Origin of the sequence: Microcoleus sp. AR_TQ3_B6, assembly GCF_036702785.1 — a bacterium.
In the GTDB taxonomy this organism is placed as follows: domain Bacteria; phylum Cyanobacteriota; class Cyanobacteriia; order Cyanobacteriales; family Microcoleaceae; genus Microcoleus.
In genome coordinates this window covers 64,892-89,266 of the sequence record NZ_JAUBVJ010000006.1, presented here as the reverse complement: position 1 = coordinate 89,266, position 24,375 = coordinate 64,892, and the positions used below count along the sequence as shown (strand labels likewise).

Here is a 24,375-nt window from a genome sequence, read left to right as displayed (position 1 = left end):
TGATGGTGGTGAAAAGTTATTCGCGCGGCGTGCAACGTGAGAAAAAATCTCACCCTTGTGTCCGCTTCGCGGAGAGTCCAAGGGAAGAATTTCTCCCGTTTCCTGCAAGGAGAGGGGCCCAGGGAGAGGTTTCCAGCAAAAACAGCAAGCTGGGTTATTGGGGAAGCAATGCTGTCAAAAGTTTAATGATTCAAAGTTTAACAGTGTCAGTGCTGGCGGCGGCGGTGGGTTCATCTCCTGCGGCGGCCCAGTTTTTGCCTCCTCCTCCTCCTCCTGCTTCCGGTTCTCCAGGTCCTGTACCGGTACCTCTAGCACCGGGATTTCAGGGATTTCCGGCAAGTGCACCTTCAAGTGTACGATCGGAAGTTTACACTTTGGGAGCGGGCGATCGCATTCAAATGGACATCTTCAACGTCCCGGAATACAGCGGCCCCAACGGTCAACACCAAGTACAGGCCGACGGTTCCCTGAGTTTGCCGTTAATTGGCAGCGTTTCGGTATACGGGATGACCTTAGAAGAAGCTTCTAATGCTGTTAAAGACCGATACGGCAAATACCTCAAACGTCCTTGGATTACCCTGAAACTGCTAGCGGCGCGTCCTTTGCAAATTGGGATCGCGGGCGAAATCAACCGCCCCGGAGCTTATACAATATCCTCAGCAGCAGGTCCCGGAGGCACAGCAGAGCAAATGGGAACTCAAATGCCGACAATATCGCGGGCTCTGCGAATGGCCGGCGGAATTACGCAGTCAGCAGACGTGCGGCAAATCAAAATCCGCCGCCCCCAGCGCAACGCACCCGAACAAATTATTAGTGTGGATTTGTGGGAATTATTGCAAAACGGCGATTTGCGGGCCGATATGACTTTGCGCGACGGCGATACTATATTTATTCCCACTGTAACAAGCCTTAACCGCCAAGAAGCACCGACTTTAGCAGTAGCTAACATTACCGGACAAAGCACTCAACCAATTAATATTGCTGTGGTGGGCGAAGTAACTCGCCCCGGTACTTATACTTTGGCAAGAGATGTTCAAAGTAGGGTACAAGAGAATGAAATGGGTGCAAATTCTGGTTTGTTTGCTGCCAGCGAAACAAACGGCGGGGAAACTGTTTTGCTGCAAACTGTAACGAGGGCCATTAAAATGGCGGGCGGCATTACGCCGGTAGCTGATATCAGACAAGTACAAGTTCGCCGTCTGACGCGGGCTGGTACAGAACAAATTATTAATGTGAATTTGTGGCAACTTTTGGAAGGGGGAGATGTATCCCAAGATTTAACGCTGCAACAGGGAGATACAGTAATCGTTCCCAAAGCCGAAAATCTCGATGCAGCCCCAGACGAACAAGTTGCTAATTCTAATTTTTCGCCGGATACGATTAAGGTGAACGTTGTGGGAGAAGTCGTGAAACCCGGATCGATTGCTATGGTGCCCAATACTACTTTAAATCAAGCGCTGGTAGCAGCGGGAGGTTTTAATAAAGCACGGGCCCAAATGGATTCGGTGGATTTAATTCGCCTCAATCCTAACGGCACTGTTTCGAAGCTAACTGTTAAGGTTAATTTTTCCGCAACAGCAAATCAAGAAACTAATCCCAAACTGCAAAATAATGATGTAATTATGGTAAGGCGATCGGGCCGCGCTACGTTCTCGGATAATGTAGGCGGGACTCTCGCTCCTTTAAGCCCCCTATTAGGAATATTTCGATTGTTCAATATTTTTCAGTAATTTGAATAGACTAGCATTAAGGTCTTAGAAACCAGGTTTCTAGAAATTTTTTGGGTGGGCTAACGAAATTCTAGGAATCAACCCGGTTTCTGAAACGGCGCCAACGGTACAGACAGTTAAACTAATAAGTTGTAGAAATCAAATGAAACCAGGGAAAAGCTCTCAATTAGCACTGTTTAATAACCATAAAAAAACCGCAGAGCGGCAAAAACTATCTTCCGCGCTTTATGAAGAAGATCAATTTTTAGGCAGAGACAAAACTGAGGAAGAAGAGTTAAGTTTTTGGGAAGTTTGCCGCAGTCGCTCCCTCTTAGTCATCGGCGTAGCCGCGGCAGTAACTACTGGGGTTTTCGCCTGGACGCTGACTCAAAAAAGCGAGTACGAAGGGCGCTTTCAATTATTAGTAGAACCCGCAGTTACGCAAAATACTGTAGCCAAGATATACTCCGGTGAGCTGAAACTGCAACCAGCGGCCCCCGCAACGACAGAAAATGCGGGTTTTGACTACGAATCGCAAATTCAAGTTTTGCAAAGCCCGCAAGTAATGTCGCCGATTATTAAACAGTTGCAGGCTAAATATCCGGAAATAAATTACAACTACCTGTTGAACCAAAAAGCCGATAATTTGCCGTTTTCTAAGGAAACCAGGCTGTCAATCAATAGGTTCAAAAATACCAAAATTATTGAAGTTAGATATCGGGATTATGACCCGAAAAAAATTCAGTTTGTTTTGGAAAAAGTTGCGCTCGGCTACCGCAACTACAGCGTGCAAGATACCACAACTCAAATTAGTCAGACTCTGGATTTTGTGAAATCGCAAATTCCCAACCAGCAAAAGCGCCAACAAGCTCTGCAAACTGAAATTCAAAAGTTGCGGCAGCAGTACAATTTCATCGACCCGCAAATTCAAACCCAACAACTGGCGCAGCAAATCAGCCAACTTCAAACGCAAAGATTGGACGCGCAAACGCAGCTCAATCAGCAGAGATTGCTCTATTCCAATCTGCAAAATCAGCTCGGACTGAACCAGAAGCAAGCGCTGATGGCCTCGGCTCTGAGTCAAGCTCCCCGCTATCAAGGGATGCTGACTCAATTGCAGCAATTAGAAGGGCAAATTGCGCTTAACTCGGCTACGTTTACAGAGGAAACTCCGCAAATGCAATTGTTGCGAGAACAGCGCAAAAACCTAATTCCTTTGTTGAAGAAAGAAGCGCAACAGGTTCTGGGAACTGATTTGGCTAAGGTAGATTCGCAAGTGCTGGCTTTTCAAGATCCGGTGCGGATTAAGTTAATCGAGCAGTTTATTGGTACTGCTAATTTAATTCAGGTGCTGGGCGTGCGGAATCAAGTTTTGGAACAAGCTGCTAAGCAGTTGAATCAATACTCTCAAGGATTACCGGTGATTTTGCGGCGCTATGGGGATTTGCAGCGCGAGTTGGATTTAACTAACAATACGCTGAAGGGTTTGCTGGCAAAACAGCAAGCTTTGCAGCTTGAAGCTGTGGGTAAAAAAGAGGTGGCTTGGGAAGTTATTGCTAAGCCGGAAATTCCGCGCTACAAAAATGGCGAGTTGATGGCGGTTGCTCCGATTATGCCTTTGAATTTGGCTTTGGGGGGATTGGCTGGTTTGCTCTTCGGTATGCTGGCGGCGCAGTTGGCGGAACGGTTTAATAATAAAACGGTGTTCCAAACTCCGGAGGATGTCAAACATTCGATTCGGCTGCCTTTGTTGGGGGTGATTCCTGCTAGCGATAAAATTTTGAGACTTCCTCCGGCTGAGACAAGTCTGGTGGATGTGGGAATTTCGCCGATGCCGACGGATGCTTTTCAAGAAGCTTTTCGATCGCTCAATGCTAATATTCGGTTGTTAAACGTTGATACTCCGATCAATTCTTGCGTAATTACTTCTTGTCAAGTAGGTGACGGCAAGTCTACGGTAGCAGTAAATCTGGCGCGGGCGGCGGCGGCAATGGGCCAGCAAGTGCTGTTAGTGGATGGGGATTTGCGGCGGCCGCAGGTGCACGAAATGCTGGGTTTACCGAATTGGCAAGGCCTGCACAATGTGATTGCTGAAGATGTGGATGTGCAAAAGGTGATTTTGAAATCGCCCCGCGATGAAAATTTGTTTGTGTTAACTTCCGGTCCGGTTCCTCTGGATCCCACAAAGGTGCTTTCTTCCAAAAAAATGCAGCATTTAATGGCAGCTTTGTCAAGTCATTTTGACTTAGTTATTTACGATACTGCGCCGCTTTTGGGTTTGGCGGATGCGAATTTGTTGGCGGCTCACACTAACGGATTGATGCTGGTAGTGGGGCTGCATCAAACGGAGCGGGAGGCGCTGGTGTTGGCTTTTGAAGATTTGAAAATGGCGGGGATTCCGCTGTTGGGAATGGTGGCGAATAACGATAAGGGCAGCAGGTATTACTATCAGTCTTACGTGCAGGATTACGTTCAGGAAAAGTCTGTTTGAGGGAGAGGAATTGAGAAATGTAGAGGGGAACAGGCCCGAAAGGCCTGTTAAGCGAGAATTCTGGAAGATGTCTGTTTTAATTTTTAACTGTGTATCGCAGTCTTGCTCCCCCTCGCATCCCCCTTAAGAAGGGGAACTTTAAGAGATGATATCAAATCCGTTAGCATCGGAATAGTAAATTCGAGTTAACTGTTGACAGTTGACAGTTGACTGTTCACTATCAACTGTCAACCGTCAACAGTCAACATCATTCCGGTGTAACCGGAAATGATAGGATTCGGATAGGGAAATCGCTCAAGAGCCAAAGGAAGTCCCTCTCTAAGAGACTAAGAGAGCCAGTTGAAGAACGAATTTTCTTAAGATTTGCGATCGAGACTCTGGACTATAATTAAAAGTAGAGAGTTTTAAACAAATCACGAAACTTGCAACTTCGCAAGACTTGAAAGAAAACGTGGCTGGTAAATTCCCATTTTGTAATACATTGATACAACTCCCCACCTAGCTTGAAAACTAGAGGGGGTTTTTGTGTTTTTCAGGCAGGAGATGAAACAATGGCTATTGCTACTATCAACCCGGCAACGGGAGAAACGCTGAAAACTTTCGAGGCGATGTCTTCGGAGGCAATAGAAGCTAAGCTGGAATTAGCACAGCAAGCTTTTAACAAATACCGCCACCTGTCGTTTGAGCAGCGAGCTCTGTGGATGCAAAAAGCGGCAGACATCTTGGAGCGCGATCGCGAAATTTACGCTGAAATGATGACCCTGGAAATGGGCAAAACGCTCAAATCGGCGATCGGCGAAGTGGAAAAATGCGCCTTAGTTTGCCGCTATTACGCCAAAAATGCGGCTCAATTTATGGCAGACGTACCCGCAACCACCGACGCTAGCAGCAGCTTTGTCCGCTACCAACCACTGGGGGCTATTTTAGCCGTCATGCCGTGGAATTTCCCATTTTGGCAAGTTTTTCGGTTTGCGGCGCCGGCGCTGATGGCGGGCAATGTCGGCTTGCTCAAACACGCTTCCAACGTGCCGCAGTGCGCTTTGAAAATAGAGGAAATTTTCACGGAAGCGGGCTTTCCCGAAGGCGTTTTTCAAACTTTGTTAGTGGGCGCCGACAAAGTAGCTGATATCGTTGCGGACGATCGCATCAAAGCAGCAACCCTCACCGGCAGCGAACCAGCGGGTGCTAGTTTAGCCGCAAATGCGGGCAAAAACTTGAAAAAAGTTGTACTGGAATTAGGAGGAAGCGACCCCTTTATAGTGATGTCCAGTGCTGATTTAGCAGCAGCTTTATCAACGGCTGTGACAGCGCGGATGCTGAATAACGGTCAATCTTGCATCGCCGCCAAACGCTTTATTTTAGCAGAAGATATCGCCGACGAATTCATCAAAGGATTTGTCGAAAAATTTGAGCAATTAAAAGTAGGCGATCCGATGTTGCCCGAAACCGAGATCGGTCCTTTAGCTACTCCCGCCATCCTCAAAGACTTGGACAATCAAGTGCAAACTTGCATCAAATCGGGAGCAAAACTTCTGACAGGCGGCCGCCCATTGTCAGAGAATGCCGGCAATTTCTACTTGCCAACTATTCTGGCAGAGATTCCGCCGGATGCTGCTGCGCGTCAAGAAGAATTTTTCGGTCCGGTAGCTTTAGTATTCCGGGTTGCAGGCATCGATGAGGCGATCGAACTCGCAAACAGCACATCTTTTGGCTTGGGTGCGACGGCTTGGACTACAGTAAGAGAAGAGAGCGATCGGTTTATTTCCGAACTAGAAGCAGGCGCCGTCTTCATCAACGGCTTAGTAAAATCAGACCCCAGATTGCCCTTTGGCGGCATCAAACGCTCCGGTTACGGACGCGAATTGAGCATCGAAGGAATCCACGAATTCGTCAACATTAAAACAGTGTGGGTAAAATAAGTAAAACTCGATACACTGCTCGTAAAAATATAAATTAATCTGCGTTTATCCGCGTTCATCTGCGGTTCATCTGCGGTTAAAAAAATTAATCTAGTATTTTTACGAGAATTTGACCCAGACAAAAAATCCACACTTACAGAGGCAAAAAACGGAAATGAACACTGCTGAACTACTCGTAAAATGTTTAGAAAACGAAGGAGTGGAATACGTCTTCGGACTTCCAGGCGAAGAAAATTTAGAAGTTCTAGAAGCCCTGAGAAACTCTTCAATTAAATTTATTACTACTCGTCACGAACAAGGCGCCGCCTTCATGGCAGACGTTTACGGCCGCCTCACCGGCAAAGCAGGCGTTTGTTTGTCCACCTTGGGGCCGGGCGCAACTAACTTAATGACAGGAGTTGCTGATGCCAACTTAGACGGCGCTCCTTTAATAGCGATTACCGGACAAGTCGGCACAGACAGAATGCACATTGAATCGCACCAATATTTAGATTTGGTGGCCATGTTTGCACCTGTTACTAAGTGGAATGCTCAAATTGTCCGACCCAGCACCACGGCAGAAATTGTCCGCAAAGCCTTTAAAGTAGCTCAAAGCGAAAAGCCGGGAGCAGTTCATATTGACTTGCCAGAAAACATCGCAGCAATGCCTGTGGAAGGACATCCGCTAACGAAAGACAACCGCGAAAAAACTTTTGGCGCTTACCAAAGCCTGAATAAAGCGGCGGTGGCAATTTCCAAGGCAAAAAGTCCTCTGATGTTAGTAGGAAATGGCACTATCCGCGCTAATGCCAGCGAGGCGTTGACACAATTTGCTACTCGATTGAATATTCCTGTAGCTAATACTTTCATGGGCAAAGGCGTAATTCCTTACACTCATCCTTTGGCACTTTGGACGACGGGATTGCAAAAACGGGATTACATTAGCTGTGCTTTTGAAGAAACGGATTTAGTGATTGCTGTTGGCTACGATTTGATTGAATATTCCCCGAAAAAGTGGAATCCAGAGGGGAAAATCCCGATTATTCATATTGGAGCTCTGCCAGCAGAAATTGACAGCAGTTATATTCCTCTGGTTGAAGTTGTGGGGGATATTTCTGATTCCCTCAATGAAATTTTGCAGCGTGCGGATCGCATGGAGAAAGTAGACCCTTTTGCTAAGCAATTGCGGGCGGATATTCGCGCGGGGTACGAACAACATGCGGCCGATGACGGTTTCCCGATCAAGCCGCAAAAACTCATTTACGATTTGCGCCAAGTCATGGGCCCGGAAGATATTGTGATATCTGATGTGGGAGCTCACAAAATGTGGATGGCGCGGCACTATCATTGCGATCGTCCGAATACGTGTTTGATTTCCAACGGATTTGCGGCGATGGGAATTGCGATTCCGGGCGCGGTGGCTGCAAAACTCGTTTATCCCGATCGCAAAGTAGTAGCAGTCACGGGCGACGGCGGCTTTATGATGAATTGTCAGGAGTTAGAAACTGCTTTGCGTGTGGGTACTAATTTTGTGACGCTGATCTTTAATGACGGCGGTTACGGGTTGATTGAATGGAAGCAGGAAGATTATTTTGGTCATTCAGATTTCGTCAAATTTGGCAATCCCGACTTTGTGAAATTTGCCGAAAGTATGGGTTTAAAAGGCTATCGAGTGGAATCTGCAACGGATTTAATTCCGGTTCTGAAAGAAGCCCTTGCTCAAGATCTCCCTTCCGTGATTGACTGTCCGGTAGACTACCGGGAAAATGCGCGTTTTAGTCAATTATCTGGGGATATGAGTTGCAATGTCTAAGATTAGCCGAAATCAGGACACGGCAGTGCTGTTTCCCTACGGTTAATCTGGCGATGGTTACATCCTGAAAGTAGGATGGATTATTTTGGGGGAGGGAAACGGCTTGCTGTTCCCTCCATCGCTGTCTTGCTGATGGTTATGTGCGATCGCACTTTTTGACAATTTGGGACGTAAGGGCGATCGCTAAACTTGTCAGGTAATTATGGTAATCTAAAAGTTAGGTAACTAGGACTGGTAAGAATGGAGGAATCTGACAAAACAATTTTTCTGTCTATATCTCTATAGCGAAGTTGAACTCACTCAAGAGCGAGAACTACATATTGTCGATACACATCCCGATTTGCTACCATCTTATCAGCAAAGAATTGCTAAAACTCTAGCTGACCCAGATTTCAATGTGATTTACGTTTCGGCAATACTTTTCTATTTTCACAGCAGTATGGTAAGGGTCGCAAGGGTAGGTATGTTGTAGTAGCTGTTGTGAATGATACAGTTCCCAGAGAGCGCTATTGGCTCGTGACAGCTTACTTAACAAAAAATGTTACCCAAGGAGAGATAATATGGCAGAAAAACTAACTTTTAAATACGAGGCTATTGGGGATATTTTGTACGTCAATAAATGTTCACCTTATGCAGATCAAGAATCGCAAGAACTAGAATATGGAATTGTGGCTCGTCTCAATCCTGACACGGAGGAAATTGAAAATCTGGAAGTTATGTTTTTCTCAAAGCGGTTGCGAGAGAGTAATGTATTTGAATTACCGATTGTGGGTGAGTTGCACTTGAGTCAGAAGGCTTAAAAAAGAATGGATTAGGCTATTATTCCCCACTGTTTGCTACAATTATTATTTAAGTCGGCTATAAAAACTGCCATGACCCAAACTACCTCAATAACAACTGAATATCAAATAAATGTAAGTTCTCCGGTATGGCAAAAAGTTGAGCAAATTGCCGGAGAATTTAACTTGTCAGTTTATGAACTATTGGAACAGATAGGCGAAGGCAAACTGAAAGTTGTTGCGGTTCCAACTAATTCAGAAAAACTGAGCTATGGAGATATTGCAAATACTTTCCTTTGGTTAGCCGCGCAAACTAATGTAGCAATCAACGTCTACAAGCTACAAAAACTCATGTATTACGCTCAAGCTTGGTATTTAGGAGTTTACGGAAAGCCCCTATTTGATGCAGATTTTCAAGCCTGGATTCACGGGCCAGTTATTCCTGATTTATTAGAGAAGTATCAATGCCAATTTAGTTGGGAACCAATTACAGAGAAAATCGAACAACCGAAACTTCCCCAACAAATCGGGGAATTTATCGAGGATGTTGCCGAGGCATATTTTGAGTATGATGATGAAACTTTGGAACGAATGATTTGCAGTGAAAGGCCTTGGCTAGAAGCAAGAGGGGATATACCCAGAGACGCATCTTGTCATGCGATTATTTCTCAAGAATCGATGAAAAAATATTATTCGGGCCGTGTCAAAGAAGAAACCTCAGTTTAAAATTGTCCCTTCTCAACGGAAGGCGCCCGAAACTCTGGGATTTTCCTTCAAGTACCTGCAAACTCAGAATGAAAAATTTTCAATTTGCGATCGGGATGCGAATTATTTGGCTGCTTTCTTGGAAAGACTGCGCGATTTATCCACATTAACCGCACAAGAAGTGAAGATGAATCGCAGTCAATCTCTTCGCTGTCATCCGATTAAGTGGCGAGAAACAACCGAACCCAATGGATTTGGTATTCCGAATGAAAAAGAACTGGTCACAATTCCTTATCAGTTTTCTCTTTCAACTAACGAACACGGTCGAGTGCATGGATTCTTTATTGAAGATGTGTTTTATATTGTTTGGTTAGATCCGAACCATAATCTTTATCAGTAAGCAGTGCTTTTTTGAAAAATAGAGGCGAGGGGTGATTCCCTACGGGATAGCTTCGCTTCACGCACTTTGGGACAATTTGGGATGTAAGGGCGATCGCATGATTTAATCATACTTGTATGCTCAGTAATTAATTAATGAGTGGAATTAATTGCCAAATCACCCTTGACAGCAGGCACATTGCGAAACACTTGCCAGACACGCCACAAATGAGAAGACTGCTTAATAAAGGACGTGCTGCTCATGTTTTTAACGATGAGGCTACTATGAATCAGGTAGCTCAAGCCATAATAGAAGATGGAGAATTTACAGGTACGATTCGGGGCTACGATCGTTATGGTATGTTTTTTGCTGAATCAATTGGTTATAGAGTTGACCCGGATGGTAGCCGTCTTTTACTTTACTACGGAGAGATAAAAGTTGATGCAGAAAACCGATACCACGTTACGCCTCGAAGCCGATTTAGTGAAGAATAACTGGGAATTTACAGAGGTATGGATAGATCCAAATCTTTCACCGCCTTATCTGCTTTTGTTACTAAGTGACGCTGAGGGAAATTGTCGGATATACGATCCGGCTGAGGGTTATAAAGTTGTGTTTTCCAGTCAGAGTTATGATGAAGCGCAGTATTGGCTTTTAGAGGATGAGTATGAACCCGTAGAAGGGCGGCTGAGTGTGTCGGAGTTAGCTTGAATAATTCATGTAGGGGCGATTCCCTACGGGATAGCTACGCTTTAAAAGCCAGATCGCCTATGTTAAAATTATGGAAGCTCAACCACGAGAAGTACAAAACTACCTGAAAGCCGACGGGACAAGTCCCTTGGAAGGATGGCTTGATTCCCTTCAAGATACTAAAACTGTATCTAAAATCAAGAAGCGACTGAGGCGAGTTGAGCTAGGCAATCTGGGAGATTATCGCTCAGTAGGAGGGGGAGTGTATGAACTTAAAATTGATTATGGCCCTGGCTATCGGGTGTATTTTGGACAAGTCGGGTTAACAGTTGTGTTGCTGCTATGTGGCGGTGATAAAAGCACTCAAGAACGAGATATTAGCCAAGCTAAAAAATACTGGAGAGATTATGAAAGAACTCAAAGTGCCAACAACTAGAAGCTACCATGAATACTTGATTTCTTCTTTAAAAACCCCTGAAAGTGCTGCTGGCTATATCGAGGCCATGTTGGAATTGGAGGCTGAAGGCCCCGAACCTGAATTGCTGCGAGCAGGACTTAAAGATGTGGTGGATGCTTATTTACAGATGAATAAGTTATCGACAGAAGCTAAACTTATATATGAGAAGCTCGATCGAATGTTGTCTGAGAGTGGGGGCGAGGAAATTTATGCTTTGATAACTCTACTAGATAAATTGGGGTTGCAGTTGGCTGTCGCAGTAAAATAGGTTAATTAATAAAATAGTTAGGGCGATCGCGCTTTTTGACAAATTGGGACGTAAGGGCGATCGCGCTTTTGTAGTAACTAGGATATCAGAAGCTAGGGAGCGAGCTTATATCTCTGGTAAGTTCAAACTTAATTGGTAATTTTGATCTAGGTTAGAAGGTAAGCCTATTTTAGAAAAGAACTCATTAGAGAAGTTTACAGAAGATTCCACAGCCCACTTAGCACAACCATATCCCAGACATCGGTGCGGGAAGAAAAGGCTTCCTTCTCGTGTCATTGGGTTAAGCTTTTTGATTTTCTTCTCTAACTTTTGCCTTAATTTTTCATTAAGCGTCTGATTATAACTTTCTCCAGTTCCAATCCACTCAGGTTTATAGTGGATTAAAGCATTCCGTAGGGAAATGAGTGAAGCAGCAGATTGATAAGGTTCTGCTCCTCTATCAAAGCTTTCTGATTTCACTATACAAAGAGCCCTTTCGTATTTTATTTTAAGTTCTAACCTTCGTTCATTAGCCCACTCTTCATTCATTTTTTGTGCAACATCAGGACTCCATTCATTAGAACGGGAAATATCTTCTACATTCGTAAACAATTCGTTGATTGTAGCCTCAAGATAGCAAACCGCAGTGATTATGGAACCTATGACATACGATCTATGTTCATCAAACAACTCTGATGAATATTTGCTGTCATCATACTTATCTTCTCTTTCATAACTTAACTTTGCAAAGTGAGCTGCTGCTTTAATATGGCTAAATGATAATTGATGACTCACTTCAATACCACTAATGCTTGCGTTAGAGTGATCTGTGTTCAGACTTGCACTTAGAGGAATGTCAGTCATAGCTATTTTATGAGTAGTATTAAGTATAGATTATTACCTAAGTACAAAATCTTTTCAAGCCATAGAAAGTCATATTTAGTAGGTTGTTTACATCCCAACTAGGTCATAAAAAGTCACATTTAGTTGGTTGCCACTGCAAAAGTCGTATACTGAATTATTTTTAGCTTGTTCTTGGTTTATTTATCTGTACTATCTAAACGTTCTTGGAGAGGAACTTTATCAATTACATTCTGGAACTGAGGACAATATACTTTTGTAGCCGCTCCTTGTATCTCTAGTTCTACCACAAATAAATCTATATTTTCTCGCTCACTCATGGTTCCGTTTTCTATAGATTTCATATATCTATTCAGTTGTCTATCGTTGTAAGCACGGAATAATGTTTCTTGACTAATACCTTTTGATAAGTCACTGCAATACTCTAGACCATGTTTTTTGGCCCTCTCGAAGGTATAGGCTTCAAACATTTTTTTGTAACCTTCTTGTTGAGATTTTTTCGGGTATTTATCAAGGGAAGCATATACTTCTCTTTGAAACTTCGCATCTTTATTGAAATATATCCCATTAACTATTCCTAGCGCTATAAAGAGAATAGCAATTCTCATCGTCTTTTTGCTTTTAAAAATGTAATTATTGTCTTTGATAAAAACTAAACTTTGTTCATACAGTTTACTGATTATTGGATGACTAAGCACTGTTGTTTGGAGATAGTTTAAAGCTGACTGAGCTAGTTGTTTTTGGGTATTTTTGTCTGGAATTGTCGCTTGAAAACCTGAAGCTTGATTATTCACGCTTAATTTCGCTGGACTTGATGTCAACTGTACTTGGGCTATCTCAAGCTCTCGATTCCAAGCCGGAAAATCCTCACCCACCTGCTGCCCGTAAATCTTCACAGAAGCGATCGCCCCCGCCTTCAAATTCGTCAACTCCCTGCGGACAATCCTGATAGAAGCCTCCTCATCAGGAACCCGATCGCCCTCCAGCATCACCTGTAAACAACCATCTTGCAAACTCGCAGTCGCCGTAATCCCCTTATTTTGCAACGGCAGATTTAACAGAGATGCGATCGCCTCCACATCCCCAAGCTTAGCCCGTTCCTTCAAACTAAGCTGATTTGACTCCGTATTTTCACTAGAACTTGCCCGCCCCTCTGTAAAATCCGTAACAGGCAACTTTAGCCCCGCCACTTCAAACTCTTGACTCCACGTCGGCACTTTCGCCCCCGTCTGTCGCCCGTAAACCTTGACTTTCTCAATCGATGCAGCCCCCAAGCCAGCGATCGACTTACTCACCCACGGGGCTAAGACTTGCTGACTAGGCGCTTCGGCCGCTTCCAGCATCACCTGTAAACAACCATCCTTAAGGGAAGCTGCGGCGGTGATGCCCTTGGCTTGTAGCTGGCGGTTCAGCAGAAGCGCGATCGCCTTTGCGTCTCCCTGTTTCGCGAGTTCCAGAATATTCGGTTGTGTCATAACAGGTAGATACAGCTAGCGCTGAGCCTAACATTTTCTGCTTTAAGTATAAATTATTTCCTAATTGCCAAAAATTTTCAAGCCATATAAAGTCATATTTAGTAGTTTTTTCCATCCCAACTAGGTCATAAAAAGTCACATTTAGTTAGTTGCTACTAAAAAAGTCATATTTAGTTGGGTTACAATCATGTCAACCCCTTGCATATGCGTAACTGATGGACGTTGAAGAAGCCTTAAAATTTACAGACCATCTAGCTTTAACTACTACGGGAAAACACTTAGATAGTCTGCAAAAAGCTATACTGCGCGGCGCTTGGAACAATCAAAAATATAAAGAAATTGCACAGGAACACCACCGTTCAGAAAAATATGTTAAAGAAGTTGGCTTCAAATTGTGGAAAATTCTCTCAAGTGCATTAGATGATGAGCAATTATGTAAAGCCAATTTTAGAGCTAAACTGGAAAATTTACGAGTGGGGAATGTCTCACTCGTCGGGAATGGCTGCATCCATATTGGCAACATCTCCGCTGAAAATGTGCACTCCCCAGAAGTCTCACAACCTGAACCGCAAGACAAGGATAAATTTAACGAAAAAACAAGTAATTCCGAACCGAAAGTACATTTAGATTTAGCTGATGCACCAGAACCCAACCTATTTTATAACCGCACATCCGAACTCACCACCCTCGAAAACTGGATTTTAGGCCGCACCCGCCTCATCACCATCTTAGGCTTATCCGGTATTGGCAAAACCGCCCTTACTCTCCAACTAATCCCACAAATTCAACACGAATTCGATCGCATCATCTGGCGAAGTCTCCGCAACTCTCCACCCCTGGCATCACTCCAAACCGACTTAATTAAATCCTGTAGGGGCGATGCCCCCGTGCCCGCCCCCTATCCCGAAGAAAAAGCAACCGCAGAGGGATTGCCCCTACTAGAATATTTACGATCGCACCGCTGTCTCATCATCCTCGATGATGTGCAAACAATCTTCAGCAGCCAACAACTCGCAGGAAATTACCAACCTGGATATGAAAATTACGGCGCATTCTTCAAACATATAACAGAATCATCCCACAACAGTTGCTTAATCCTCCTGAGTTGGGAAAAACCCAGAGAAATCGCCGCCTTAGAAGGCGAAAACCGCCCCTGCAAATCCCTGCAACTCAACGGTTTAGGCCCTGAAGCACAAGAAATATTCAGAGAAAAAAGTTTAGCAGAACCGGAGAAATGGTCAGAACTAATCGACCTTTACCGAGGCAATCCCTTATGGTTAAATATAGTTGCCACATTCATTCAAGACTTATTCGGCGGTAGCGTTTCCGAATTCCTCTCCTATGATACCCTATTCTTAGGAGACTTAGAATCACTCCTGCACCAGCATTTCGATCGCCTAACCGCATCCGAACAACAGGCGATCGCATGGCTAGCCAATACCCCCGAACCAGCCGACATCTCAAAAATACCAGAAAACCTGCAACTATCACCGCCAGAACTCTTGAAAGTCATGCAATCCTTAGGACGGCGGTCATTAGTTGAAACAGTCAAACAAAACGGGCGATCGCACTTTACGATCTGGCCAGTAATCAGAGAGTATATAACAAACAAAACCCCAAGCAAAAACGAATAAACTTACGGCTCTGCTAAACTAGAGCTAAAATAGTCAATTTTTACGGAGTATGCTAAACTTTTGAATAGGCGGGATTTAAAGAACCTAGCACTCACTCGACTTAAAGAATAACAACTAAAACCTTCTAGTCACTAAGATTGTCTGAGGATTCAAGTATTTTCTCTATTTCAGCGGAATAATGGTAAGCTTTTTGCCAAATTTTATTGAGAACTAAGTCGGAACCAAAAGAAATAAATAAGCCTTTTAATTCGGGAAAGTCAGCTTGTAGAATTGCTTTGAATTGTGAATCTAAAGGTTTATGCGCTACTTTTTGTTGAAAGCATTCCTGAGCAATTTCATAATATAACATATTTTTACTTATAAGATCGCTTAAGTATGGGCAAACATTGTAATCCTTAGATCTTTCAAACTTTTGAGTGGCGAATTTAGCTGGAGTTATCACACCTAAGAAATCCATAGAGTTGACGCCTCTCCTTAATCTAGCATTCACTTTTTTAAATTCATTCAAGGCTGTATGGGCTAGAGTAGTTGTTAATAATTTAGCTTGGGATTGAGCCTCCTCTATCAATATTCTTTTTTGTTCTTCCTGCCTTAACCTTTCCTGTTTAGCTTCTTCAGCCCTTTGTAAAGCTTCTAGCTCTCGCTTAGCAGCAGCAGCTTTCCCAATCGGACTATTTTGATATTTTACATAAGCAATACTTGCTGCAATAGCTAGAATAACTGCCAAGGCGGAATTCCTAAAAAGTATGAAAATTTCTATTATACTCATGGTTATAAATGCAACATTCCATTGATTTTCTGATAATAGTTCTGTTGAGGTTTCATTAAGAATTTGTATTGAGGATTGCTCCTGGCTTGTTTCTGCATACGAATTATTAGCAGAAAGCCGATTTGTAGTATTTACTCCTAGATTATGGGAGGATTGACTTGCTCGTACTACCAACTCAAACTCTCGATTCCAAGCCGGAAAATTCTCACCCACCTGCTACCCGTAAACCTTCACAGATACGATCGCCCCCGCCTTCAAATCCATCAACTCCCTGCGGACAATCCTAACAGCCGCTTCCTCATCGGGAACCCCATCCCCCTCCAACATCACCTGCAAACAACCATCTTGCAAACTCCCAGTCGCACTCATCCCCTTACTTTGCAACGGCAGATTTAACAGAGATGCGATCGCATCCACATCCCCAAGCTTAGCCCGTTCCTTCAAACTAAGCTGATTGGACTCTGTATTCTCACTAGAACTTGCCCGCCCCTCTGTTACATTCGCAACAGGCAAATTTTGCCCCTCCACTTCAAACTCTAGATTCCACGCCGGCACCTTCGATCCCGTCTGTCGCCCGTAAACATTAACTTTCTCAATCGATGCAGCCGCCAAATCAGCGATCGACTTACTCACCCACCGGGCCAATATTTGCTGACTGGGCGCTTCTGCCGCTTCCAGCATCACCTGTAAACAACCATCCGTAAGAGAAGCTGCGGCGGTGATGCCGTTGGGTTGTAGCTGGCGGTTTAGCAGAAGCGCGATCGCCTTTGCATCTCGCTGTTTTGCGAGTTCCAAAATATTCGGTTGTGTCATAACAGATAGATACAAGTAGCCTTAGCATAACCTTTTGTTGTCTTAAGTATAAATTTTTTCCGAAAAACCCAATCTTGTCAAGCTATATAAACTCATATTTAGTAGTTTTTTTCCATCCCAACTAGGTCATAAAAAGTCCAATTTAGTTAGTTGCTACTGAAAAAGTCATATTTAGTTGGGTTACAATCATGTCAACCCCTTGCATCTGGCTGACTGATGAACGTTGAAGAAGCTTGAGAATTTGTTGACCATCTAGCTTTGACTACTACGGGAAAACACTGAGATAGTTTGCAAAAAGCTATATTGCGTGGCGCTTGGGACAATCAGAAATATAAAGAAATTGCACAGCATCACAACCGTTCAGAGAAATATGTTAAAGAGGTTGGCTTTAAATTATGGAAACTTCTATCAGTTGCATTAGAAGATGAAGAGGTTTGCCAAGCAAATTTTCGAGCAAAACTGGAGAATTTACGATTTTTCTCTAATGTTTCACTGGTGGGCAATGGTTGTGTGAAAATTGGTAATTTCTCCGCAGACAACATTCACTACCCAAAAATCTCACAATCTGAATCTTTACAAAAGGAAACTTTTAACGAAAAAACAAGCAAATCCGAACTGAAAGTATATCTAGATTTAGCTGATGCACCAGAACCCAACCTCTTCTATAACCGCACATCCGAACTCACCACCCTCGAAAACTGGATTTTAGGCCGCACCCGCCTCATCACCATTTTAGGCTTATCCGGTATTGGCAAAACCGCCCTTACTCTCCAACTAATCTCACAAATTCAACACGAATTCGATCGCATCATCTGGCGAAGTCTCCGCAACTCTCCACCGCTGGTATCACTCCAAACCGACTTAGGATCGCGAATTAAATAACTTACAATTTTAATTGTTATTGTGGGATGGGCGTCCCGCCCGTCCCACAAACTTCTGGAAGTTATTTAATTCTCATTCCTTAATTAAATTCTTTAGTGGCGGTGCCCCCGTGCCCGTTCCCTATCCCGAAGAAAGAAAGAAAGGGCAACCACGGGGGGATTGCCCCTACTAGAATATTTACGATCGCACCGCTGTCTGATCGTCCTCGACGATGTGCAAACAATCTTCATCAGCCAACAACTCGCAGGGAATTACCAACCTGGATATGAAAATTACGGCGCATTCTTCAAACATATAACAGAATCATCCCACAACAGTTGCTTAATCCTCCTGAGTTGGGAAAAACCCAGAGAAATCGCCGCCTTAGAAGGCGAAAACCGCCCCTGCAAATCCCTGCAACTCAACGGTTTAGGCCCTGAAGCACAAGAAATATTCAGAGAAAAAAGTTTAGCAGAACCGGAGAAATGGTCAGAACTAATCGACCTTTACCGAGGCAATCCCTTATGGTTAAATATAGTTGCCACATTCATTCAAGACTTATTCGGCGGTAGCGTTTCCGAATTCCTCTCCTATGATACCCTATTCTTAGGAGACTTAGAATCACTCCTGCACCAGCATTTCGATCGCCTAACCGCATCCGAACAACAGGCGATCGCATGGCTAGCCAATACCCCCGAACCAGCCGACATCTCAAAAATACCAGAAAACCTGCAACTATCACCGCCAGAACTCTTGAAAGTCATGCAATCTTTAGGACGGCGGTCATTAGTTGAAACAGTCAAACAAAACCGGCGATCGCACTTTACGATCTGGCCAGTAATCAGAGAGTATATAACAAACAAAACCCCAAGCAAAAACGGGTAAACTTATCGCTCTGCTAAACTAGAGCTAAAATAGTCAAAATTTATGGAGGTATGCTAAACTTTTGAATAGGCGGGATTTACAAAACCTAGCACTAACTCGACTTAAAGAAGTAGAAGTGCTGCTCAAAAATCGTCAATACTCGGGTGCTTACTACCTGAGCGGTTATGTCATTGAATGCGCTTTAAAGGCTTGCATTGCCAAGCAAACTCAAAAATTTGACTTTCCTGACAAGAAAACTGTGATGGACAGTTACACCCACGATTTGGAAAAGCTGGTTAAAGTACAGTTAAAGTCTCTCCTCAACGATCCTGACTTTTCATTGCGATGGTCTATGGTCAAAGACTGGTCAGAAGAAAGCCGTTATCAAAAACATAACCGACAAGAAGCCCTGGATATTTACTCAGCAATTACCGCTCCCAATCACGGAGTTTTACAATGGCTACAACAACATTGGTAAGTCAAGAAATAGAAGAAGGTAAAAGACTAATAGACGCTCTCAATGCAGCAAATCTATCAGTTGATTCTGCTCTCTGGATCTACGCGCCAGAACCAGAAACATGGCGGCTGATGCTCACCTCACCTCTGTACGATCGCAAAGGGCCTCTTAAAACTTATGGGGAAATCCTGTCAGTCTTTCGCCAAGTTAAACCAGACTTAAAAATCGATTGGACAGGGATTGTAGCAGTCAGCCCCAAACATGAATTAATTAAAGGATTGCGTCAGTCACAACAAGATTGGAAGTTAAACTTATCAGGCACAAGACTGACAAATAATTGGGTCGATCGCACGTGGATCGAAGATGCTTACATTTATCAAATCAAGTGAGTTGACCGGGCAAAAAATAGCTTAAAATAGGTGCGATCGCTCTCCCTCTCACCTCACCTTAAGGATTACTGTATTAATGAAAATCGCCACCTGGAACGTCAACTCAATCCGCACCCGCCTAGAACACGTTACTAGCTGGCTGCAAACCAACTCCCCAGACGTTCTCTGCCTCCAAGAAACCAAAGTTACAGACAAAGACTTCCCCCTAGAACCCTTCACCAACCTCGGCTACAACTGCTACATTTCCGGTCAAAAATCCTACAACGGCGTCGCCATTTTTAGCCGATCGCCCCTAACGCAAATCAGCACCGGATTTGCCCCCATTCTCGGCGACGAAACCGCAGGTATGTTTGACGAACAAAAACGCCTCATAGCCGGGGTTATAGACGATATTCGCATTATTTGCGTATACGTTCCCAACGGTTCCGAAGTCGGCAGCGAGAAATATGAGTACAAACTAAAGTGGCTCAAACTGCTGCAAGAATACCTCAAAATCGCACTAGACAAATCCCCTAAACTGTGCATTTGCGGCGACTTCAACATCGTCCCGGACGATCGAGATATCCACAACCCCAAAGCCAATGCTAACTCCGTCGGCCTATCAGTAGCCGAGCGCCTCGCACTAACAGAAATCATAGAATTAGGATTAAACGACCCCTTTCGCAAATTCACCAAAGAAGGAGGTCATTATAGCTGGTGGGACTACCGCGCCGCCGCATTTCCCCGCAACAACGGCTGGAGAATCGACCACCATTATCTCAGCTTTCCCCTGTACGAACAAGCCAAAAACTGTACAATAGACATTGCTCCCAGAAAATTAATCAAACCCAGCGACCACGCCCCCGTAATTGTCGAAATTTGATTTATAAGTTATAAGGTTAATAACAATTGACATCTTGCCCCATTCTCAATAAGCCTTTTATCGGCGGGCTCTCCTGCCCACCCCACAAGAAAATTCACTCTTTGTGGAACAGGCATCTTGCCTGTTCTTGAGAAACGTGCAAGATGTAAGTAACAACCAACAACTAAAAATCATGTTCTTAGTAACCGGAGCAACAGGCGCACTAGGCCGCCGAATTGTACGAGAAATCAGACAGCAAGAAAAGCCTGTCCGCGCCTTCGTTCGCCTCGCATCTCGCTACTCAGAACTAGAAAACCGAGGCGCCGAGATTTTTATCGGGGACTTAAAACAAGACAAAGATATTAAAAAAGCCTGCCAAGGAGTGCAATACATCATCAGCAGCCACGGCACCGGCGGCGACGTTCAAGCAGTACACTACCGCGCTAACATAGAACTAATCGACTGCGCCAAAGAAGCCGGAGTGCAGCACTTTGTCTTTCTTTCGGTACTGGGAGTCGATCGGGGATACGAAGATTCCGCAGTATTCAAAGCCAAGCGAGAAGTAGAAAAATACCTGCAAAACAGCGGCTTGAATTATACAATCTTGCGGCCTGCAGGTTTTGCTTCCAGCTTGTTACCGCTAGCAGAAAGATTTCGAGAAACCGGACTTTACCTGCTGATTGGCGACGGCAAAAACCGCACCTCTGTTGTCAGTACCGACGACTTAGCAAAGATTGCCGCCGACTCGCCAACAGTCGAAGGCGCCCGCAACCAAATTCTGCGAGTCGGTGGCCCGGATGTGCTGACAAGAGACGACATTCCCCGGATTTTTGGACGCTTATTCAATCGCGAACCCATCGTAATCAACCCGCCCCTGGTTGTGTTTGACGGTTTGAGAAATGCCTTGGGTTTATTGAATCCTCAAGCTAAAAAAGACTTAGGAACTTTGCGGGTATTGCTGGGTAACGAGTATTTCTGCACTCCCGAACAAGTGCAAAACTTGGAATCAATCTACGGCATGAGAATGGAATCCCTAGAAAGCTTTCTGCGGCGCTATTTGAGCGTTTAAACTGCTAGCAATTCTCGTTACCAGGCTCTGCCTGGTAATGAATATCCGGAGGCTCTGCCTCCAAATAGTTGTATCATTTTAATGGAGACAGAGCCTTCCTATATGCCTCCCCAGCCTCTTCCTGGAAGCAAATAAGGCATCAAATCGCCACTGGAAATTATTTAAGCAGAAATAGGTACGGGTTGAGCACCAATATAGCTCGTAACGGCGATCGGCGGAGAAGTCGGTTTAGCAACCAAATAACCTTGAACAAAAGTTGCTCCCCGTTGTCGCACCCACTCAAACTCCTCCAAAGTTTCCACACCTTCAGCAACAGTTTTAATCTCTAACTTACAGGCAATTTCTAACATTTTTTCAGTAATCAGTGCCTTATAATAATCTTGATGGACATTCCGAATCAATTGCATATCCAACTTCAGAAAATCTGGACGCAGTTGGTGCATCAAATTTAAATTAGAAGAACCGCTGCCAAAATCATCCAGGGCAATTAAAAATCCCGCTTCTCGGTAAAACCTCAGAATCTTAATCAAGTGATCCATATCAGGAGGGTGCTGAGATTCCCCTACTTCAAAAACAATATTGCTGTGAGGAATTCCCGATTCATCAATAGCCTGTACAGTCCTTCGCAGGCACGTAGCGGGATCGTAAACTGAAGTCGGAGAAAAATTAATAAAAAGTAGTTCTTTGATATCGTGGACATGGGCTTCGTGGATAGCGCGAGTCCGGGCTAAAGCATCTAGTTGAAAAATTAGGCCTGCTGATTCTGCTTGGGCAAAAATCCGACCCGGATAAATTAAGTTTCCCTGCTCGTCAATTCCTCGAAGCAGCGCTTCCTGGGCAAAAATTTTAGAAGTATCAGAGGTATAAACAATGGGCTGAAAATGTGTAGTAATGCGTTCTTGGGCCAATAAATCCAACAACCAGTCAGACTTGCTGAAGTTAATAAAAGAGCTTAAGGAAGTGCTGCGATAAAAATCGCTAAGTTGCGGCTGTTCAACTTCCCGCATCCACAAAACTTTTGTCTCTTTCAACTCTTGATTTGTCAGCGCCGATGATGCTAGGGCGCTAAACTTTTCTTTGGCTATTGCCTCAAGCATAATGTACAAACACTTGCTCTCTTCTAAAAACCGGAATTCAAGTTTAGCCTTGGTCAGTGCAGAAATAACCTTGTTCAGCGTGTGCGATACTGGAAACCACAGGTATAGACCTCCCCTGTCCTCTATTTTTTCGGGTACTGTTTCGCAGCGAGAGCAGGAGCCGAAGGCTTTGCCACTTCTTTGCATTGGAATATCCTCCGGTTTTTGGGTTAATTTTAGAACGGCTACAACCTATCTACAATTATAACCTCATTCAGCTATTAATACATCTATCTCAAGATGTAAATCTTAACAAACTTGTATTTAACAATTATAGCAGTATAAATAGTTACTTCGGGTTTCAAACCCAGGTCAAATTTCTCAGTATTGAGCAAGTACGTATCAGTGAACACAGTCCCAAATCCTCACAGAGCCAGAAGGCACAGACTTGTTCTCTACTCTCTATTGCTGCTGTGATTATTTACGTTTGATTCTCTAATTCCCTTTGCTAAAACAGCGGCTACAGTTGATTTTTTAGCAAGGGGGAATTAACACGCCCGTGAAGCGCAGCTATCCCGTAGGGAATTGCCCCATCGACCAATTTATGCGTACCACAAATATAGACAGCCGGACGATCGCCCACAACAAACTAACTGCCTGCGGAATATCCAATTTAATTTTAAAATCGGGATGACAGGATTTGAACCTGCGACCCCCTCGTCCCGAACGAGGTGCGCTACCAAGCTGCGCTACATCCCGGATTTAGTCAATAGATTTTTAGCTTATCACATTAAAGTGAAAATTGAGCAAGCTCCTATATAATGATTTGTAAAACACTACTCAGGCGGAGACAGACGTGACAGTTAAGCCCCAGTGGTTGCGAGTAAAAGCCCCCCAGTGGGAGCGCGTCGGCAACGTCAAAGAAATTTTGCGCGATTTAGCCCTGAATACGGTTTGCGAAGAAGCTTCGTGTCCGAACATCGGCGAATGCTTCAATGCAGGTACTGCCACATTTTTGATTATGGGCCCGGCTTGTACCCGCGCCTGTCCTTACTGCGACATCGATTTTGAGAAAAAGCCCCAACCTTTAGATCCGACGGAACCCCAAAGATTGGCGCAGGCGGTGCAGCGGCTAAAACTCAACCACGTCGTGATTACCTCTGTCAACCGGGACGATTTGCCGGATGGGGGCGCGTCTCAGTTTGTCGAGTGCATTCAAGCGGTGCGCTGTGCGATGCCGGACACAACTATAGAAGTTTTGATTCCCGACTTGTGCGGTAACTGGCAAGCTTTAGAAATTATTCTGGCAGCCCGCCCAGAGGTACTCAACCACAATACCGAAACCGTAAAGCGACTTTACCGCAAGGTGCGGCCGCAAGGAAAGTACGATCGCACCTTGGAACTATTGCAGCGAAGCCGCTTCCTCGCACCTGGGGTTTACACCAAATCCGGCATCATGGTAGGGCTCGGAGAAACAGACGCCGAAATTCGGGAGGCGATGCAAGACTTGCGGGCTGTCGGCTGCGATATTTTAACCATTGGACAGTACCTGCAACCGACTCAAAAGCACTTGAATGTAGAAAACTTTGTGCCTCCGGAACAATTTGATGCTTGGACAAAGTTCGGCGAATCTTTGGGATTCTTGCAAGTTGTCGCTTCTCCCTTAACTCGCAGTTCTTATCACGCCGAACAGGTAAGGGAACTGATGAAACTTTACCCGCGCTAAGTAGGTGGCTACAACTTAACATAACAGTCCACAGTCAACAGTCCACAGTCCATATAGGGAGAGCGGGTTTTGCAGCCGTCTACTCCCTGGTATTTGGGATCTTAGCTAAACCGGCCCCTACAAGATACTATGGTTTTTTTCCCTGGCCTACTTAGCAATTTTAATTTGAGCGCTGTTGCAGGCGCGGTGCAAAAAAACAGGTTTTTGATGTTATTGTTATTGGATGAGGTTAACCCGGAAGCAGCAGCCAACAGCAAAAAAATTATCAGCCGATCGCCCCCTCAAATTCGCGACTTAGGCAAAAGACATCCAGAAACCGGGTGTCTTCCTCAAACTTTTAGGTTTTAATCCAAAAGTTTTGTTAAGAAACCC

24 protein-coding genes, 1 tRNA gene and 1 pseudogene are annotated in these 24,375 nt (G+C 44.4%); 20 read left to right on the top strand and 6 right to left on the bottom strand.

Translation table 11 applies throughout. From position 1 onward, the window contains the following. The first annotated feature begins 2 nt into the window (after positions 1-2). From QUB56_RS05055 to QUB56_RS05005, 11 genes are all read left to right on the top strand, one after another. Positions 3-1,730 carry an SLBB domain-containing protein gene (locus QUB56_RS05055; RefSeq protein ID WP_332953720.1) on the top strand — a complete coding sequence of 576 codons (1,728 nt, stop codon included), beginning with the start codon at positions 3-5 and terminating at the stop codon, positions 1,728-1,730. Positions 1,731-1,872: 142 nt separating this feature from the next. Beyond that, complete coding sequence (locus QUB56_RS05050) at positions 1,873-4,200, top strand: polysaccharide biosynthesis tyrosine autokinase (protein WP_332953718.1); 2,328 nt, start codon at positions 1,873-1,875, stop codon at positions 4,198-4,200. 551 nt (positions 4,201-4,751) lie between these two features. After that, a complete protein-coding gene (locus QUB56_RS05045; RefSeq protein ID WP_332953716.1) occupies positions 4,752-6,119 on the top strand; it encodes an NAD-dependent succinate-semialdehyde dehydrogenase in 1,368 nt (455 codons plus the stop codon). Between the two features lie 109 nt (positions 6,120-6,228). Beyond that, on the top strand, positions 6,229-7,911 hold the full coding sequence (locus QUB56_RS05040; protein WP_332953713.1) for an acetolactate synthase large subunit: 1,683 nt from the start codon (positions 6,229-6,231) through the stop codon (positions 7,909-7,911). Between the two features lie 560 nt (positions 7,912-8,471). Then, a complete protein-coding gene (locus QUB56_RS05035) occupies positions 8,472-8,711 on the top strand; it encodes a DUF2283 domain-containing protein (protein WP_332953712.1) in 240 nt (79 codons plus the stop codon). 72 nt (positions 8,712-8,783) lie between these two features. Then, positions 8,784-9,416 carry a type II toxin-antitoxin system antitoxin SocA domain-containing protein gene (locus QUB56_RS05030; RefSeq protein WP_332953709.1) on the top strand — a complete coding sequence of 211 codons (633 nt, stop codon included), beginning with the start codon at positions 8,784-8,786 and terminating at the stop codon, positions 9,414-9,416. Beyond that, positions 9,391-9,795: a hypothetical protein gene (locus tag QUB56_RS05025; protein WP_332953707.1), complete on the top strand. Its 405-nt coding sequence runs from the start codon at positions 9,391-9,393 to the stop codon at positions 9,793-9,795. The genes QUB56_RS05030 and QUB56_RS05025 overlap by 26 nt, the downstream gene beginning before the upstream one ends. A gap of 134 nt (positions 9,796-9,929) precedes the next feature. Beyond that, positions 9,930-10,268 (top strand): DUF6972 family protein, encoded by a 339-nt coding sequence (locus tag QUB56_RS37120; RefSeq protein ID WP_445243309.1) that lies wholly within the window; start codon positions 9,930-9,932, stop codon positions 10,266-10,268. After that, the gene (locus QUB56_RS05015; protein WP_445243308.1) at positions 10,258-10,485 is read left to right on the top strand and encodes a hypothetical protein; all 228 of its coding nucleotides are present in this window, start codon (positions 10,258-10,260) and stop codon (positions 10,483-10,485) included. Before QUB56_RS37120 ends, QUB56_RS05015 begins: the two co-directional genes overlap by 11 nt. A 70-nt stretch (positions 10,486-10,555) precedes the next feature. After that, positions 10,556-10,900 (top strand): type II toxin-antitoxin system RelE/ParE family toxin, encoded by a 345-nt coding sequence (locus tag QUB56_RS05010; RefSeq protein WP_332953700.1) that lies wholly within the window; start codon positions 10,556-10,558, stop codon positions 10,898-10,900. Beyond that, entirely contained in the window at positions 10,872-11,189 is a 318-nt protein-coding gene (locus QUB56_RS05005) for a transcriptional regulator (protein WP_332953697.1), read from the top strand. The genes QUB56_RS05010 and QUB56_RS05005 overlap by 29 nt, the downstream gene beginning before the upstream one ends. A 105-nt stretch (positions 11,190-11,294) precedes the next feature. Here the strand turns inward: QUB56_RS05005 and QUB56_RS05000 are convergent, their stop codons facing one another. Both QUB56_RS05000 and QUB56_RS04995 read right to left on the bottom strand, forming a co-directional pair. Next, the gene (locus tag QUB56_RS05000) at positions 11,295-12,032 is read right to left on the bottom strand and encodes a hypothetical protein (protein ID WP_332953695.1); all 738 of its coding nucleotides are present in this window, start codon (positions 12,030-12,032) and stop codon (positions 11,295-11,297) included. Between the two features lie 176 nt (positions 12,033-12,208). Then, positions 12,209-13,504: a hypothetical protein gene (locus tag QUB56_RS04995; RefSeq protein ID WP_332953693.1), complete on the bottom strand. Its 1,296-nt coding sequence runs from the start codon at positions 13,502-13,504 to the stop codon at positions 12,209-12,211. A 215-nt stretch (positions 13,505-13,719) separates the two neighbouring features. On the opposite strand from QUB56_RS04995, the gene QUB56_RS04990 reads away from it, so the two are divergent. Further along, positions 13,720-15,138 carry an NB-ARC domain-containing protein gene (locus QUB56_RS04990; RefSeq protein ID WP_332953690.1) on the top strand — a complete coding sequence of 473 codons (1,419 nt, stop codon included), beginning with the start codon at positions 13,720-13,722 and terminating at the stop codon, positions 15,136-15,138. A 124-nt stretch (positions 15,139-15,262) separates the two neighbouring features. Here QUB56_RS04990 and QUB56_RS04985 read toward each other — a convergent pair whose 3' ends face one another. Beyond that, positions 15,263-16,081 (bottom strand): hypothetical protein, encoded by an 819-nt coding sequence (locus QUB56_RS04985; RefSeq protein ID WP_332953688.1) that lies wholly within the window; start codon positions 16,079-16,081, stop codon positions 15,263-15,265. A gap of 42 nt (positions 16,082-16,123) precedes the next feature. Next, the gene (locus QUB56_RS04980) at positions 16,124-16,720 is read right to left on the bottom strand and encodes a hypothetical protein (RefSeq protein ID WP_332953686.1); all 597 of its coding nucleotides are present in this window, start codon (positions 16,718-16,720) and stop codon (positions 16,124-16,126) included. 288 nt (positions 16,721-17,008) lie between these two features. On the opposite strand from QUB56_RS04980, the gene QUB56_RS04975 reads away from it, so the two are divergent. From QUB56_RS04975 to QUB56_RS04950, 6 genes are all read left to right on the top strand, one after another. Next, on the top strand, positions 17,009-17,602 hold the full coding sequence (locus tag QUB56_RS04975) for a hypothetical protein (RefSeq protein WP_332953683.1): 594 nt from the start codon (positions 17,009-17,011) through the stop codon (positions 17,600-17,602). A 159-nt stretch (positions 17,603-17,761) separates the two neighbouring features. Beyond that, on the top strand, positions 17,762-18,466 hold the full coding sequence (locus tag QUB56_RS04970; RefSeq protein ID WP_332953680.1) for a hypothetical protein: 705 nt from the start codon (positions 17,762-17,764) through the stop codon (positions 18,464-18,466). Positions 18,467-18,527: 61 nt separating this feature from the next. After that, entirely contained in the window at positions 18,528-18,923 is a 396-nt protein-coding gene (locus QUB56_RS04965; protein WP_332953677.1) for a HEPN domain-containing protein, read from the top strand. Then, positions 18,902-19,291: a hypothetical protein gene (locus QUB56_RS04960; protein WP_332953675.1), complete on the top strand. Its 390-nt coding sequence runs from the start codon at positions 18,902-18,904 to the stop codon at positions 19,289-19,291. The genes QUB56_RS04965 and QUB56_RS04960 overlap by 22 nt, the downstream gene beginning before the upstream one ends. A 76-nt stretch (positions 19,292-19,367) precedes the next feature. Next, the gene (gene xth / locus QUB56_RS04955) at positions 19,368-20,153 is read left to right on the top strand and encodes an exodeoxyribonuclease III (protein WP_332953672.1); all 786 of its coding nucleotides are present in this window, start codon (positions 19,368-19,370) and stop codon (positions 20,151-20,153) included. A gap of 172 nt (positions 20,154-20,325) precedes the next feature. After that, positions 20,326-21,201, top strand: a complete 876-nt coding sequence (locus QUB56_RS04950) for an SDR family oxidoreductase (RefSeq protein WP_332953670.1) — start codon at positions 20,326-20,328, stop codon at positions 21,199-21,201. Positions 21,202-21,362: 161 nt separating this feature from the next. Here QUB56_RS04950 and QUB56_RS04945 read toward each other — a convergent pair whose 3' ends face one another. Together QUB56_RS04945 and QUB56_RS04940 are read right to left on the bottom strand one after the other, a co-directional pair. Further along, positions 21,363-22,484 carry an EAL domain-containing protein gene (locus tag QUB56_RS04945; RefSeq protein ID WP_332953667.1) on the bottom strand — a complete coding sequence of 374 codons (1,122 nt, stop codon included), beginning with the start codon at positions 22,482-22,484 and terminating at the stop codon, positions 21,363-21,365. A 478-nt stretch (positions 22,485-22,962) separates the two neighbouring features. Then, positions 22,963-23,036, bottom strand: a tRNA-Pro gene (locus QUB56_RS04940). Positions 23,037-23,127: 91 nt separating this feature from the next. Here QUB56_RS04940 and lipA point away from each other — a divergent pair. Continuing rightward, positions 23,128-24,003 (top strand): annotated as a pseudogene (lipA, locus tag QUB56_RS04935) (lipoyl synthase); the annotation flags it as partial. A 207-nt stretch (positions 24,004-24,210) separates the two neighbouring features. Further along, positions 24,211-24,351, top strand: coding sequence for a hypothetical protein (locus QUB56_RS04930; RefSeq protein ID WP_332953665.1), 141 nt, complete (start codon positions 24,211-24,213; stop codon positions 24,349-24,351). The last annotated feature ends 24 nt before the right edge of the window (positions 24,352-24,375 follow it).